At 48.6% G+C, this 15111-nt stretch carries 11 protein-coding genes; 6 read left to right on the top strand and 5 right to left on the bottom strand.

The window, feature by feature from the left end; genetic code table 11:
- Positions 1–49: 49 nt before the first annotated feature.
- Genes F0316_RS17220 through F0316_RS17205 form a run of 4 tightly spaced genes read right to left on the bottom strand, consistent with a single transcriptional unit; the run spans position 50 to position 4138 of the window.
- A complete protein-coding gene (locus F0316_RS17220) occupies positions 50–970 on the bottom strand; it encodes a L,D-transpeptidase family protein (protein ID WP_000270236.1) in 921 nt (306 codons plus the stop codon).
- Between the two features lie 8 nt (positions 971–978).
- Entirely contained in the window at positions 979–2388 is a 1410-nt protein-coding gene (phrB, locus tag F0316_RS17215; RefSeq protein ID WP_149560755.1) for a deoxyribodipyrimidine photo-lyase, read from the bottom strand.
- A gap of 9 nt (positions 2389–2397) precedes the next feature.
- Complete coding sequence (locus F0316_RS17210) at positions 2398–3195, bottom strand: MerR family transcriptional regulator (protein WP_000226968.1); 798 nt, start codon at positions 3193–3195, stop codon at positions 2398–2400.
- Positions 3185–4138 carry a YbgA family protein gene (locus F0316_RS17205; RefSeq protein ID WP_001195140.1) on the bottom strand — a complete coding sequence of 318 codons (954 nt, stop codon included), beginning with the start codon at positions 4136–4138 and terminating at the stop codon, positions 3185–3187. Before F0316_RS17205 ends, F0316_RS17210 begins: the two co-directional genes overlap by 11 nt.
- A gap of 321 nt (positions 4139–4459) precedes the next feature.
- Here F0316_RS17205 and deoD point away from each other — a divergent pair, with 321 nt between their 5' ends.
- From deoD to F0316_RS17170, 6 genes are all read left to right on the top strand, one after another.
- On the top strand, positions 4460–5170 hold the full coding sequence (deoD, locus tag F0316_RS17195) for a purine-nucleoside phosphorylase (RefSeq protein WP_000224891.1): 711 nt from the start codon (positions 4460–4462) through the stop codon (positions 5168–5170).
- 64 nt (positions 5171–5234) lie between these two features.
- On the top strand, positions 5235–6704 hold the full coding sequence (locus tag F0316_RS17190) for a hypothetical protein (protein ID WP_001132381.1): 1470 nt from the start codon (positions 5235–5237) through the stop codon (positions 6702–6704).
- 154 nt (positions 6705–6858) lie between these two features.
- On the top strand, positions 6859–8346 hold the full coding sequence (locus F0316_RS17185) for a tetratricopeptide repeat protein (RefSeq protein ID WP_032469378.1): 1488 nt from the start codon (positions 6859–6861) through the stop codon (positions 8344–8346).
- Entirely contained in the window at positions 8327–9907 is a 1581-nt protein-coding gene (locus F0316_RS17180) for a GGDEF domain-containing protein (RefSeq protein WP_032469811.1), read from the top strand. The genes F0316_RS17185 and F0316_RS17180 overlap by 20 nt, the downstream gene beginning before the upstream one ends.
- 134 nt (positions 9908–10041) lie before the next feature.
- Positions 10042–10431, top strand: coding sequence for a DUF3302 domain-containing protein (locus tag F0316_RS17175; protein ID WP_000478181.1), 390 nt, complete (start codon positions 10042–10044; stop codon positions 10429–10431).
- Positions 10431–11561 carry an HlyD family secretion protein gene (locus F0316_RS17170; RefSeq protein WP_000364997.1) on the top strand — a complete coding sequence of 377 codons (1131 nt, stop codon included), beginning with the start codon at positions 10431–10433 and terminating at the stop codon, positions 11559–11561. The genes F0316_RS17175 and F0316_RS17170 overlap by 1 nt, the downstream gene beginning before the upstream one ends.
- 186 nt (positions 11562–11747) lie before the next feature.
- Here the strand turns inward: F0316_RS17170 and F0316_RS17165 are convergent, their stop codons facing one another.
- Positions 11748–14867, bottom strand: coding sequence for a S41 family peptidase (locus F0316_RS17165; RefSeq protein ID WP_235189056.1), 3120 nt, complete (start codon positions 14865–14867; stop codon positions 11748–11750).
- Positions 14868–15111 lie beyond the last annotated feature (244 nt).

Here is a 15111-nt window from a genome sequence, read left to right as displayed (position 1 = left end):
CTGGCTCTTTTTTTCTCTCATACCACGAACAGTAACCAAAATAACGAGGTTACTGGGCGATAGTTTCCCACTGTGGTGGAGCAATTTCGACCGGAACCCCATTCTGTGCTAAAACTGCGGCGCGCGCTTTTGCATCAGAGATTTTATGCTCTTGCAGCCACCAACTCAGCTCTTCTGGTACCACCAAGTTTTTCTTCACGCCATTGCTGCGGGTAAGCGGCTCATGCACTTCAATAAACACACTACGATCAGGTTCAAGCGCAACTTTGATCGGTTCGTTGATAATCCGAACTTTTTCTCCACGCTCAACTTGTTGGTAAAGCCACTCAATGTCTTTCGGATCCATACGAATGCAACCAGCACTCACCCTCATGCCTACGCCAAAATCTTTGTTGGTTCCATGAATCAGATATTCTCCAGAACCATAAGCCAAACGCATCGCGTAATCACCGAGCGGGTTTTCTGGGCCTGCGGGCACGACTGGCGGCAAATCAATCCCTTTGGCTTTATATTCTTTGCGAATCGATGCTGGCGGCGTCCAAGTTGGGTACTTGCGCTTGCTGCTGATTGACGTTTGCATCACAGGCGTATCGCGGCCGATACGCCCAATGCCGACGGGGAAGATATGCACTTTACCTTCATTAGGACGGAAATAGTAAAGGCGTAACTCAGCAAGGTTAATCACAATGCCTTCATAGGCCACTTTCGGCAAAATGATCTTTGCAGGGATAGAGATGACAAAACCTTCTTGGGGTAAGAAAGGGTCGACTCCACGATTGGCAGCCATTAATGCTAGGAAGCCAATATCGTATTTTTTTGCAATGTCGGCTAAAGTCTCGCCTTTCTCAACTTTATGATATTGCGTGTTACCGACTATGCTACTGCCTTCGATAGGTAGATCAAACACGGCGGCATTGATACTCCAACTGACCGCCAATGCACAACCGATTACCCAAACTTTCCACCACATCTTTTTGGTTATCCCTTCGCTGTTTTATACAGACGTAAGGTTACTTCTCTTTCCTGCTTATGATCAACTAGTCGCGCAGGATATAACACGCTATTGACAGCCGGATAAGTCCAAGGTTGGTGAATATAAGCCGAAGAGACTGAACGCAGCTCCGGCACCCAACGGCGGATGAAGTCGCCATTCGGGTCAAATTTCTCCCCCTGACTGACCGGATTAAAAATTCGAAAATAGGGCTGTCCATCACACCCAGTGGATGCACACCACTGCCAACCACCATTGTTGGCCGCATAATCACCATCAATCAGGCGACTCATGAAATAGCGCTCTCCCCAGCGCCAGTCGATGTGTAGATCTTTGGTAAGAAAGCTCGCCACGATCATCCGTAACCGATTGTGCATCCATCCGGTTTGGTTCAGTTGGCGCATTGCCGCATCGACGATCGGATACCCTGTCTTGCCTTCACACCAGAGCTGGAACTTTTCGTTATCATTCCACCACTCCAAACGCGCCCCCCACTCCACAAAGTCACGACTTTTCGAAAGATTAGGCTCAATTGCAACCAAATGCTGGTAAAACTCACGCCAGATGAGTTCGCTCAACCAGACTTGTGCCCCTTCACTGAGTTCGCCCATTGATGACTCGTGATACAAGCGAGCCACGCATTGACGTGCCGATAACACGCCAATCGCCAAGTAGGGTGAGAGCGAACTGGTGCCTTCCCTAGCCGGAAAATCACGCGCTTGATGGTAGTCCTGCACTCGCTCACGGCAAAAATCACGCAATTGAGCGCGCACAGTCTCAAAGTCCGCAGCCCATGGTGTGCTGTCTACTCTGGGATAATCGAATGTTTGTTCTGGATGCCAAACCAATTCGGCCAACGCACTCGGTACGTCCCAAAGCGCTGCAGGACGATTTTTTCCAATCACAGGCGGCTGAAAAAGAGTGAGCCATGCGCGCTTGAAAGGGGTGAACACTTTAAAAAATTCGCCCTGTTTCGTGCGCACCGAACCGGGAGGTAATACGCATTTATCATCAAAAGCAGACCATGTTATCCCTTGTTCGCTCAGTAACTGCTGTGCCGATTGATCACGTTGCTGCTCGTCCAATTCGTAATCACGATTGGCGAGAACTTGTGTGGCATTAAGTGTTTTCGCCAACTGGCTAACCGCCACAGCCGCCGCTTGAAAATCCGCGACTTGCTGATAAAAAAGTGGCACGTTAAGCGCAGCAAGCTCTTGTTGCAACTCTGCCAAACGTCGCCAAATCAAATCGGCTTGAATAGGCGCTAGATGGTGCTGATGCCACTGCTCTGGAGTAGCGATATACATCGCCGCAACCGGATCGCCACTGTTTAACGCGGCGGTGAGCGCTGTATTATCAAAGCTGCGCAGATCACGACGAAACCAAACCAGTCTCATACCAACTCCCTAAGATTGTAGCTGTTGTAGCACATTCGATAGTACACACTGCTCGCCAAACTGCTGTTGGAGGCTCGCTAATGCTGACTGTTGAGCCGCAGGTAGTGCTCGATGGGCGTGCAGAGCCAGAATCTGGTATTGCGCTAATCCCGGATTCTCTAGCAAACCACGAATATCATCGACGGCTTCCAACAGCGTCACTTGGTGACCATTTTCAGCCCACGCCAGAGCCCATAACCAAGCATTCAGCGATCCAGCTTCATCCAAACTAATGCATAAGCATTTGCCTTTCACTGCCGCTTTGTTTTCGGCATCAAGAATAAAAGCTAACTTGCTGAGCATGAGCGTGCGAAACAGGCCAATCTGTAGTGAACGCAAAGGGCCTTTCACTCGCTCAAGGGCTTCTGTGACGGGTTGTACAAACTGTGCTTGCATCACGCTGAGCGGATACTCTTTAAGCACGGTCGCAATAATCTGCTCCGCTTTGGAACGTTGTAGCGCTGCCAGCGCCGTAAGAAGTGTTTCGCACTCTTCGAGCTGACCCACGGGTTGCGGGATAGACTCACTCTCAGACACCCCACTTTGTAGTAACGCGCCCACTTTTCCAATCGCGACCCCTTTCGCCAACCAACTCTGGATCTGACGGATCATCTCAATATCCTGTTCAGTAAACAGGCGATGCCCTTTTTCGGTACGATCGGGTTGCACCAGATTATACCGACGTTGCCACGCACGTAAGGTGACTGGTTTAACCCCAGTGATTTCCGCGACTTCTCTTATCGCGTAACGTTTTTCATCACAAACCATAACGTAGTTTCAACTCCTGAGGATAAGGGTTTAGGTAGCGCTGCTGAGCGAGATAAGCATCAGGAAACAGAGCGAGATAATGTTTGAGTAGCGTGATGGGCGCTAACAGTGGCAGCTCACCCACCCGATAGCTCTCGATCACTTGAGCCAGTTCGGCTTTTTGTAATTTGTTCAGCGAGCGCTTGAAATAACCTTGCAAATGCATCAGCACATTCGTGTTATTTTTGCGGCTAGCGCGGTGAGCCAGAGCTTGCATCAAACCTAAGCGGTACTCTTGGATAAAAGAATCCAATGGATACTGTTTCACATTCGCCACTAAGCGGCCTAACGCGCGATACGCCTGCGGGTTATGTGCCATCAGGGTTAATTTGTAGCGAGAGTGAAATTCGACGATTTTTTTCGCGCTCGGCGCATCGCCCATGCTGGTGTAAAAATCATGCAAACAGAAAACTCGGGTGATGTAATTTTCCCGCAAGACCGGATCATTCAATCGACCATCTTCTTCAATCGGTAGCCACGGCATTTTTTCCATCAAAATTCGGGTATAGACGCCAACGCCCTCTTTTTCGGTGCCATTGTGCTTGTAGACTTTGACACGCTCCATACCACAACTGGGTGATTTTGCGCAGACGATGTAGCCACACAACTCAGCATGTTGTAACTCAGCAACTTTCTGCTGTGAGTAACTCTCTAACGCGGCGGTGTGATCACGCGAGCTGTCTTTGGTTTCCACCAAGGCAATCCGTTCATTTTCCGAGATAAGTCGTAATGTGGGACGCGGAACAGGTAGCCCCATTCCCATTTCTGGACAAACAGAAACAAACTCCGCGTAACGATCGAGCTCATTGGTCACGAAATGGCTAATTTTATGCCCGCCATCGAAGCGTACTTTCGCTCCAAGTAGACAAGCACTGATCCCAATTTTGAGTGGCGTGGTCTGCATACGAGTCTCCAACACTTATCTATACAATGAAAATTTCTGTACAAGATCTATAGCACGTGATTTTGTACTGTACAAATATTTTTTTTGTACAGAATTTTCCAACCCTACCAACCAAACGATTAGCTCAACGTTTGCCTTATCAGTTTCAACAGATTTCGTTATCAATGACCTGTTTCGATTTTAAAAGAGAGTATTTTGTGACACCTCTCTCAAGTAGCCTTGTGGATACTGGCTAGTATTGGCACAACAGATAAGCCTTGAGCCAACAGGATCCGTAATTAGTATCTTTGTCTGTTGGCGAAATTGAATTGGAGAATAACCATGGCAACCCCACACATTAACGCTCAACCTGGTGATTTTGCTGAAACCGTATTGATGCCGGGCGATCCACTACGTGCGAAATACATTGCAGAAACCTTCTTGGAAGACGTCAAGCAAGTGTGCGATGTACGTAGTATGTTTGGCTTTACAGGCACATACAAAGGCAAAAAAGTCTCTGTGATGGGTCATGGCATGGGCATCCCTTCTTGCAGCATTTATGTACATGAATTGATTGCAGAATATGGTGTGAAGAACATCATTCGTATCGGCAGCTGTGGTGCAGTACGTGATGACGTCAAACTGATGGACGTGGTGATCGGTATGGGTGCATCAACTGACTCAAAAGTGAACCGCATCCGCTTCAGCGGCCATGATTTTGCGGCCATCGCCGACTACGACTTGCTGGAAACGGCGGTTAACCAAGCTCGTGCTCAGCAAGTACCAGTAAAAGTGGGTAACGTATTTTCTGCCGATCTGTTCTACACCCCTGAGCCTGAGATTTTCGAAAAGATGAAAAAACTCGGCATTTTAGGTGTGGATATGGAAGCGGCCGGTATCTACGGTGTAGCGGCTGATCTCGGCGCACGCGCTCTGACGATTCTGACGGTATCGGATCACATTCTACGTGGCGAAAAACTCAGCTCAGAAGATCGTCAAAAGTCATTTAATGACATGATGAAAGTTGCGCTTGAAACTGCCATCAACATCTAATCTATCTTGTTATTACCGTCAGGCCACTCAGCCTGACGGCCTCGAGTACCCCGAGGGGGAGATCGTGCCTAACGACCAACTACCACCGGACGCAGAAGGTTTACAACTCAACTTTTGTAAAACATTGGCGTGTGACAACTTTGGATTGAGTGAAGCAAAGCATTATGTTTTGCAACGCGTAAACCCGAAACGGCCAGCGATGGTTTGTCGTGAATGTGGAGCTTTCCCCCCCTTACTTAATAACCGCGATGTGGTGAACGAACTGCACCGCTTACGCCAATTGCACAGTGATGGCCTACCGGCTTGCCATAATCCGGCATGCCCGAACACGGGATTATCCGTCCATACTCACAAACAGCTTTATCACGCCTTTGGTTACAGTGGCGATCGCCAGCGTTATCGTTGCAAAGCCTGCCACTCGACGTTTGTGGATAAATGGTCAGGCGCCAATCATAAGCTCAACTTCCAAGAATCTCTGCTCGGGTTACTGTTTACAGGTTATTCCGTGCGCGAAATTTGCCGCAAGCTGTCAATCAATCCGAAAACCTTTTACGACCATCTCGACCATATCGCCAGCCGTTGTCGTCGCAAATTGGCAATGATTGATGCACGCTGGGTAAACCATGCCAAAGCGTATCAATTTGCCTCGCATTACCAACCCTTGCAGGCACACAGCCATAATGGCGTTTACTGGATTGCTACCGGTGATGCGCAAACGGGTTACATTCTGTGCCAACATCTTAACTACTCTGCCGATGAACAGCCGACGGGCAGCCTAGACCACGATCCTTACCAAACGCCAGCACGTTTTGTGCCGCAAGGTTATGCCGCAGAAGCGCAGGCCACACCCCATAAAGCGTTAACCTTGTTACGGGAACGGATTGATAACCGCTACCAACTGATTTTGGCGCGTGCCAACGTCGAAGATCCGATGGGCAACTTGGCACAGTTTCACTACCCCTCAAAAGGCGCAGTGATCCGGCCGCCTTACACCTCCTACGCCCATTATCTGCATGTGCTGGATATGTGCGACCCAGGCAAACGAGTTTCAATCTTCATGCCGCAAGATCCTCTATTACGTTCTGCGGCGTTAAGCGTCAGTTTGTCCCGAATCCGATGTCAAAATGTTGACCTTATGTACGTAGAGGAAGATCCGGATTGGCAGACACAAAGCCCATTGGAGAAAACCGATATTGTGCACATGGGGTGGTGGCGTGATCGTTGGGCTATCGCTCATTCAGGCACCAAAGCCAAAGGGATTTGTTATTTAGCAGGCAGCAACCCTGACCCACAACACTGGTTACAGCACGCCTCCATAAGACAAATCGAATACTATCAGAATCGATTCCAGCTCTTGTTCGAGTCCTTCATCAATGAGCCACGTCGTAAACTGCGGCCGGGCGGGATCCAGCCTCTGCTGGACATATTCCGTGCATGGCACAATTTATGCTACCAAGATAAACATGGATTTACTGCGGCACAAAACCTAGGTTTATCGCAGCATCCTCTAACATTAAAGGAACTTTTGTCCTAAATTGCTTAGAGGAAGAGTGTGAGATAACACTAATTATTATCGAATGACTTGATAAAAGTGTCCGTTTTTTCACATGAAATCGTGTTTAATGGCGTCTTCTCCCTATAATGGGTAAGCCATGACGAGCATGAAATCGCCTAAGGACGACTGTATTTTGGACAAAAGCCAATATCTTCTTGAACTAGAAATAGAGCAGCTCAGATCACGCATCGAATCTGAGCCTGAGAAGGTATTCGTCCAAGCGGAACTGTGCTTAATCCGAGCTCGGCAAATTCACTTTACCTCAGCGATTATCGAATCTTTGATCATTATGTCCCGCTGCCTCTGGTGCAAAATGGACTATCGCACAGGGTTTAAGTACATCAAAGAGGCTTACCAAAATCAGCTCAATCTTGAGACGGACCATTTCCTGCCTGAGATTCTGCATATCCATGCCTTACATCATTGGGGACAAGCCAAATACTACACCGCCCAACAATTTTGGATTAATGCCTTAGAGCAATCCGCACTCGTGGATGAACCAGAGATTGAGATTGAGTGCCTGATTGGCCTTGGTAACATCTGGCGGATCACGGGCGAATACAAACTCGCATGTTCCACCCACGAACTGGCCGTCAAAGTTGCCAATAACACCCGCATTGATTGGCTGGAAGGCAAAGCGCGAATTTTGTGGGCATGGGATCTGTACCATCTCAATCAGTACGTGGATATGCTGACCGTGCTCGATGGCGCTGAAGAGGTGCTGCAAAACAACAGCAATGTGACATGGCAAGCCGAAGTGTGGGACTTCCGTGGATTGGCTCTGCTTGGCTTAGAGCGGCTTGAAGATGCAGAAGAAGCCACTCGCAAAGCCCATGAACTGGCGGTTGAAAATAATCTCACTTGGATGAAAGCGCACTCGTTTATCAGCCGTGCTCGTCTAGAACTGCTGCGTAAAAATTTCTCGGTGGCTGCCGAGCTGCTCAGCAGTGCGGAAAAAGCGGCCAGTTCATTCGATAACGGCGAGCTTCTTTCGCAGATCTGTTATCAACAATCCCGCGTTGCAGAAGAAAATGGCGACCCTCAGGCGGCCTTAACCGCGTTTAAAAAATACCGTCGCTACACGGTGATGATGCTGCGAGAACAAACTCTGCGCGTGGGTATGGACAAAGCCCGCTCATCGAAACGCCAACTTGAACAGCGAGCGCGCAAACTGATCAACCGAATTCGTGGTCAACACGAGTTTGACCCGGAAAAACATCTCTCCAACGTGGTATCGGAAACCTATTGGTGGGAACAATTGGTACTGTTCAAAACCGAGCTGAAAAAATCCAATCATGCCGTTGTCGTCATCCAGCATCCCAACGCCAAATACATTGATGTGTGCACCGAGGTGATTCACTCACTCTGCGCTCCGCAAGATTTACTGTCACGGATCAGCAGCGACCGCTTGGGGCTATTGCTGGCCGAAAAAGGTGATGCTGCACTCGAAATATTCCAAGTGATGGCCAAAATGATTGAAATTTATCCTTGGCACCGTAAGGGATTAGATGGACCACTCCCCAAAATCATGCTGCAAGATATTCTGTCCTTCCCGTTTACGCTGGAACAGTTGATTGGTAGCCAAGCACAGGAAAAGTCGTATGGAAACCCTGCTCAATAAGATCAAAGAAGCGGGACTGGATGCGGCCGCTGTCGCTGGTGAAGAGGCGATCATTTTCTGGAACCATGTCAGACAGCACGTGGCAACCACCGCCCAAGAGCGTGCACAAAGCTACATCATCAGCGCCGAATACCGCCGCGAAATGAAACAGTGGCAAACCAGTATTGAAGAGCTGCGCGCTGCTCTTTCCCTATTAGAGTTACCCGCGGATCTGGAATTAATGCTCTCGGTCAAACACAGTTTGAGTGAGCGTTTACTCGACCATGGTGAATATGTCGCGGCACTGTCTGAATACGTGGCGATATCCAACATCGCCGTTGAGCATGGCATGATTGATGACTACGTACTTGCGGTGCTCGGAATGGGCAATTTATGTGATGCTTATGGCGATCACAGCCGTGCGTTACGCTACTACCAAAAGATTGACAGCATAGATCATGCGATTTCTAGCCGCTCACTGCGCCTGCGTTACAAACTGTATATGCTGGCTTGCTACATCAGCCTTGGTCGTTATGCAGCGGCCAATGATCTGATAAAAGAGTGTGATGAGTTGAGCATTCTGGTCAGCGATAAACTGCTGACTGGGCAGATCATGCTCTATCAAGCCAAGCTTTATCTGCAACAAGGCAAAGTGCAAAAGGCGATGATGACACTCGCCAATGCACAGTATTCGTCATCGCTGACGCCATCGGATTGGCTATCAAGCATGCTACGCATCGAGTTAGCGCATTGCCTCTCTAAAGCAGGTAAGGCGCATTTTGCCACCATGCTGCTGGGTAGCACTGAAAAGCGCTTACAAAACATTCATTCCCCTTTCCTTGAAAAACGCCTCTATGAAGCGTTCAGCGAAGTGTGTGAACTCGAAGGAATGTACAAAACCGCACTGGTTTACGAAAAGAAAGCATTTCGCATCGAAAGCGATTTGATGAAGCGGATCCCCATCAGTGAATTAGGTCCAATTCAGCTACGCCGCCTATCGCGCTTTGAGCTGCAACTTAAACTGATTTTGTCGGAATTAGAAAATCGTGAGCTAAAAGAAACCACCGAAAGCCAGAAGAATACGGTTTTGCAACTACAGCAAGATGTGTTCACCGATCCACTGACAAAACTGCATAACCGCCGTTGGTTGGACGTGAAGCTGAAAGATCTGCTGCTGCACGAAACCCCGTTTGCTTTCTTAGTCGTTGATATTGACCACTTTAAATCGATCAATGATGAATTGAGTCATTTGGTAGGGGATAAAGCGATTGTCAATGTATCCAGTGAACTGGCGAGTTACTTTAAATTCCGTGGTGCCTCCTGCGTACGTTTCGGTGGCGAGGAATTTCTGGTGATTTTGGAAAACGTCACCAGTGATATGGCACAAATGCATGCCGAAACCTATCGCCAACGTATTTTTGATTTCCCATGGCAAGACGTACTTGGCGAACGGGGACTGACGGTCAGTATCGGTATCACCTTGCATCGCGAGGGGGAAAATACCCAACGTACGTTCTACCGCGCTGACAAAGCTTTGTATCGCGCCAAAGCCAATGGCCGTAACCAAGTGTGTGTTGAGTAGGCTGAGCAGCATTTGTGCGATGTGATCGCGTCTGAATATTATATGACGGGTGATCGAACTTCTATTATGGATTGGTGTCTAGTGGTTTCTGGCCACTTGGCCATTGTGCTTAACTTCCTCTAAAGGACTATTTCATGTTTCTTGATTATTTTGCACTCGGGTTGCTGATCTTCGTCGCCCTAGTGATTTTCTACGGAATTATTGTTATCCACGACATCCCTTACGAAATTGCCAAAGAACGCGAACACCCACACCAAGATGCCATTCATTATGCAGGTTGGGTAAGTTTATTCACTTTGCACGCCCTTTGGCCATTTTTGTGGATTTGGGCAACATTATGGCGCAAAGAACGTGGCTGGGGATTTCAGAAATTGGAAGCCGAGCAACATGACATTCACCATCGGGTCGACGTTTTGATTGATGAAGTAAAACAATTGCGTACCGAACTAGAGACGTTAAAAACTTCTTCTCTCTCAGTACCTCAATCTACCCCTGCGGCATCAACATCAGAGGAGAAGCAATAATGGATTTACTGCTGATCCTGACTTACACCGCCCTGTGTGTTGCAGTTTTTAAGGTTTTCAAAATTCCACTCAATAAGTGGACAGTGCCCACCGCAGTGCTCGGCGGCGTGATACTGATTGGAACCCTGATCTTGCTGATGAACTACAACCACCCTTTTACTCAGTTGGGAAGCCAAGTCTATTCGACCACTCCGATTGTGTCTGGAGTACGAGGACGGGTGGTGGAAGTTCCTGTGAAACCAAACCAGCCACTGAAACAAGGTGATGTTCTGTTCCGTATTGATCCTATCCCCTTCGAGGCTGACGTTGCTCGCTTAAAAGCCAAAGTCAAAGAAGCGAGTCAAGGGGCCTTGGGGTTAGAGTCCACTTTAAAAGAGGCGCAAGCGGCTGTACTCAAAGCCATCGCAGAGCGAGACAAAGCGCAACGTGAATATGATCGTTATCAACGTGGTTATCAACGTGGCGCATTTACTGAACAGCAAATGGATACCACTCGCCAAGCTTACAAAGCCGCGCAAGCCGCCTTGGAGGTTGCACAGTCAAAACAAGAGCAAGCCCAAATCGCTTTAGATTCGGAAGTCGGCGGTGAAAATACCACGGTCGCTCAGCTCTTAGCGGAACTGCGTAAAGCGGAATTCGATTTGGAGCAAACCATCGTGCGTGCCCCAACGGATGGCTATGTTACCCAGTTGGCTTTGCGTCCGGGCATGATGTCTGTCCCTTTGCCTCTAGCTCCTGTCATGACTTTTGTGCATACGGAAGAGAAAATCTACACTGCGGCTTTCCGCCAAAACTCTCTACAACGTCTACAACCGGGATTTGCCGCTGAATTTATGTTCCGCGCACTGCCAGGTAAGGTATTTAAAGGAGAGGTGATTGAAGTGCTACCCGCGATCGGAGAAAGCCAAATCCAAGCCCGTGGTGCTTTACTTGGGACAGACGCGCTCAGAACCTCTGGACGCGTTTTTGTAACGCTGCGCATTACTGATGATTTATCGCAGTACCATCTGCCTATGGGTTCTGCGGTTGAAGTCGCGGTGTACTCTGACAGCTTTGAACATGTTTCTATCATGCGAAAAGTACTTATCCGCATGAAAAGTTGGCAGAACTACCTCTACCTCGATCACTGATCGCCTGTATACCCAAACGACTTGGAGTTGCAGGTAGGCGGTAAGTGAGTTCATCCCCATGAGCATAGATACACACTGAGATTGGGGGGAACGAACGTAGCCAACACCGCTGCAGCTTCAAGTAGGAAGGGGATAGAGTCATCGCCAAAGCCGCTCAATCGAGCGGCTTTTTTGTTGGCTTACTGTTTATTTTGAGGAGATCTCGAGCAGCAGGGCTTCTACGGCGGCAGCCAACTGGCGGTCCTCGCCGGCGACAACCGATTCCGGATCGTTATAAACCAAAATATCTGGGATGATTTCTTGGTTTTCAAACCAACGACCTTGCTCATCCTTGATACCGAGTTGCGGCACTCCGTACATCAATCCGGGCTCTTGTTGCTGCTCCCAAATCACTGCCGTACCAGTACCGGGAACCCTTTCGCCCACTAGCTTTCCTAGCCCTTCTTTTTGATAGAAATACGGTACGATCGAACCGTCTGAATAACTGTCTGCGTTGGCGAGCATAATGCTCGGTTTCGCCCAGCGACGCTCAGGGAAAGAGGAGACCACATAACCATCACGTGTCTGCATGACTGAATGTCGCGTTCCAGACAATATCTCCATCACTTGATCATGCAGCCAACCTCCAGCATTAAAACGCACGTCGACCACTAAGCCGAGTTTGTCTTTTTCAAGGCCAAACATGTCATTTTGCATCTGTTCAAAGCTGGCAGCATCCATCGCGGCAAGATGCACATAGCCAAGGCGTCCATCGGAGAGCGTCTCCACTAAGGCTCGGCGCTGTTCAACCCACTGCTCATAAAGCAGCTCACTTTCCTCTTCAAGAGTGATCGGCACTAACGTAAAGTTTTGCGCTTTCTCCTCCCCCGGTACCAGCACGCTTAAACGAGTTAATTTACCTTGGGTAAAATTCAGGAACGGATAAATATCCTGTTGATCGCTAATTTCTTTCCCGTTTACGGAGTAAATAATCGCTCCTGCCTTGATCGGAGATTGATAAGTATCTGCTGGGCCTCCGGGTAACAGTGATTTCACACGCACGCCCTTACCTCGGTAACGATCATCATAGTAAAGCCCTAAGGATGCGGGCTCCTCCCAACTGGAGTTACCAGCCATAAAGAAGGCTCCTGTATGGGAGACATTCAACTCCCCGACCATTTCACTCAGTAACTCGGCAAAATCGCTGTAGGTACGAATGCTCGGCAGATGTTTACGATACAAATCACCGTACTGTTGCCAATCTACACCATGCATTTGCGGGTCATAAAATTTGGTTTGGGTAAGCCGCCAAACATGATCAAACAAGTAGGCGATTTCTGCACGAAAATCGAAATTAGCCTTGGCTTCATAACGAACAAACTTGCTCTCACCTGTCAAGACATTCAGATTCTCGATACCGTGCTCCCCCATGATCAGAAGGCTCGCATCATCAGAAGCCATCGCAAGTAAAGCCGCATCTTCACTCAAGCGGTTAAACAGCGCCGTCATCTCCCCACTGCGCAGATTGATTTCTGAAATTTGTACTGAGTCTCCCAACTGATAAGCGATGATCAGTGCTTGGTTATCGTGTGTTAAGTGCTTGAAAATAATATTGAGTGAGGTAGGAGTCATACGCATAGTGCGCTGCTTAAGCCCTTTATTTTCCACCACCGTTAACTCTGCTGGTGGGTTTTGGCTAGGCTCAAGGTTTTTCTCTGCAGCGATTTCCTCTTCAAGCCACAACTGCTCTTGGGTTTTATTGAAATTGAATTTGGCTTCGCGATTGAGCGCAACACCGTACACATCATACTGCACCACCATATCATCAATATCGCGCAAACCTTTCGCATCGGTTAGCCAGTAAACCCACTGTCCATCGGCACTAAATTGTGGGGCAAACTCAGAAAAACCACTTTGGCTCAAATTGATAGGCGCTTCACTTCCATCAAATTTAAGTAGCTGAATGTCGCCATTCGACATCGCCCGATCGCGAGTGACGATATACTCACTATCTGGCGACCACTGGTAACTCAGATCTTTGTCGAAATACGAGTAGAGGGCATGAGCATCCAGCAAGGTATAGGTTTTATCTTGTTCGATGTCATACACTTTGAGCGTATTACGATTCTCGCGATAAACAATCCGTTTAAGATTAGGAGAATAGAGTGGCTGAATGACATCTTGCTCCGTCGTCAGCACCGGCTCTTCGATAATATCCAATGAGGAGGAGAAGCTTTTCCCACCATCATTCACATAACTTTGATAAAGATTCCAACTGCCCTCACGCTCAGAAGCGTAGATCAAACGATACCCATCACTGGAAAAGGAAACATCGCGCTCCGCTTCTGGTGTATCGGTGATTCGTTGCGTTAAACCGGAAAGCAAAGAGACCACATACACATCGCCACGTGCCACAATCGCCACTTCAGCGGCATTCGGCGCGACCACCATTTCCGTGGCTTCAAGGTTAAAATTCACATTATGACGGCCATCAGGCATCGCGCTGCGACGAATGGAGACCGGCACTTTTTCTGCTTGCTTAGCTCCGGCTTTCAGTCGCCAAATTTCGCCATCAAAACCGTAGGCCAAATCGCCTTGTAAGCTGGCACTTAAGAAACGAACGGGCAGCTTTTGGTGGTCGGTGATTTGTACGGGTTCTGAACCATCAAATCGCTGCTGCCAGATGTTGAAACTGCCCGCTTGTTCAGACAGATAGTACATAGAGGAGCCATCTGCACTCCAAACAGGGTTGCGGTCTTCGCCACGAAAAGTGGTGATTTGGGTATGTTTGCCCGTGCGCGGGGACCATTGCCAAATGTCACGTGTAGCATCGGATACCGCACCTTTACGCCACGGCTGTTCATCAGAGGGTTGATTGGTATACAGGATGTCACTATGGGAAGGCGATATGGCTAAATCACTGATGGCAATAGGTAAAACGCGTTGCTCACGTCCTCCCGCTGCAGGCACCGAGTAAAGCTGAGCCATAAAGCTGCCCTGTTTAACATTCGCATTGGCTTTATCATCGCCCAGTCGGCGAGAAGAGAAATAGAGCTGCTGACCATCAGCCGAAAACGCATACGGAATATCTTTCGCTCCGTGGTAGGTCAAGCGCCGACTCTCACCACCTTGGATCGAGAGAATAAAAACATCACCAAGACCATATCGATCAGCCGTAAAAGCGATCGATTGGCTGTCAGGTGACCAAATCGGCGTTTCGCTGTACACACCGCTTTCGGTGAGCGCCACGGCATCACCGCCTTGAGCGGGCACCAGCCAAATTTGACCTGCATAAGTAAACGCTATCTTTTGACCATCGGGGGACAACGCAATATCCCTCAACCAAGTCGGCCGAGCCTGCGTGGAATCTTCAGTCTGGTTGGAGCTTGCAAAACCAAGATTCGGTATCGCACACAACGTTAGCGAGAGCACTGAGCTCAGAGCAAAATGCGGCAAATGCATCGCCTTTCCTTATCAATATGTTGAGATTCAACAATAAGCTACCTCAATATGACTAGGACGTCTAAATCATTTAAAGCCAGCGATGCTCTTTATACCCTTCCTACTTGAA

The organism is Vibrio cholerae (assembly GCF_008369605.1).
GTDB classification, from domain to species: domain Bacteria; phylum Pseudomonadota; class Gammaproteobacteria; order Enterobacterales; family Vibrionaceae; genus Vibrio; species Vibrio cholerae.
This window is presented reverse-complemented; position numbering and strand designations above follow the sequence as displayed.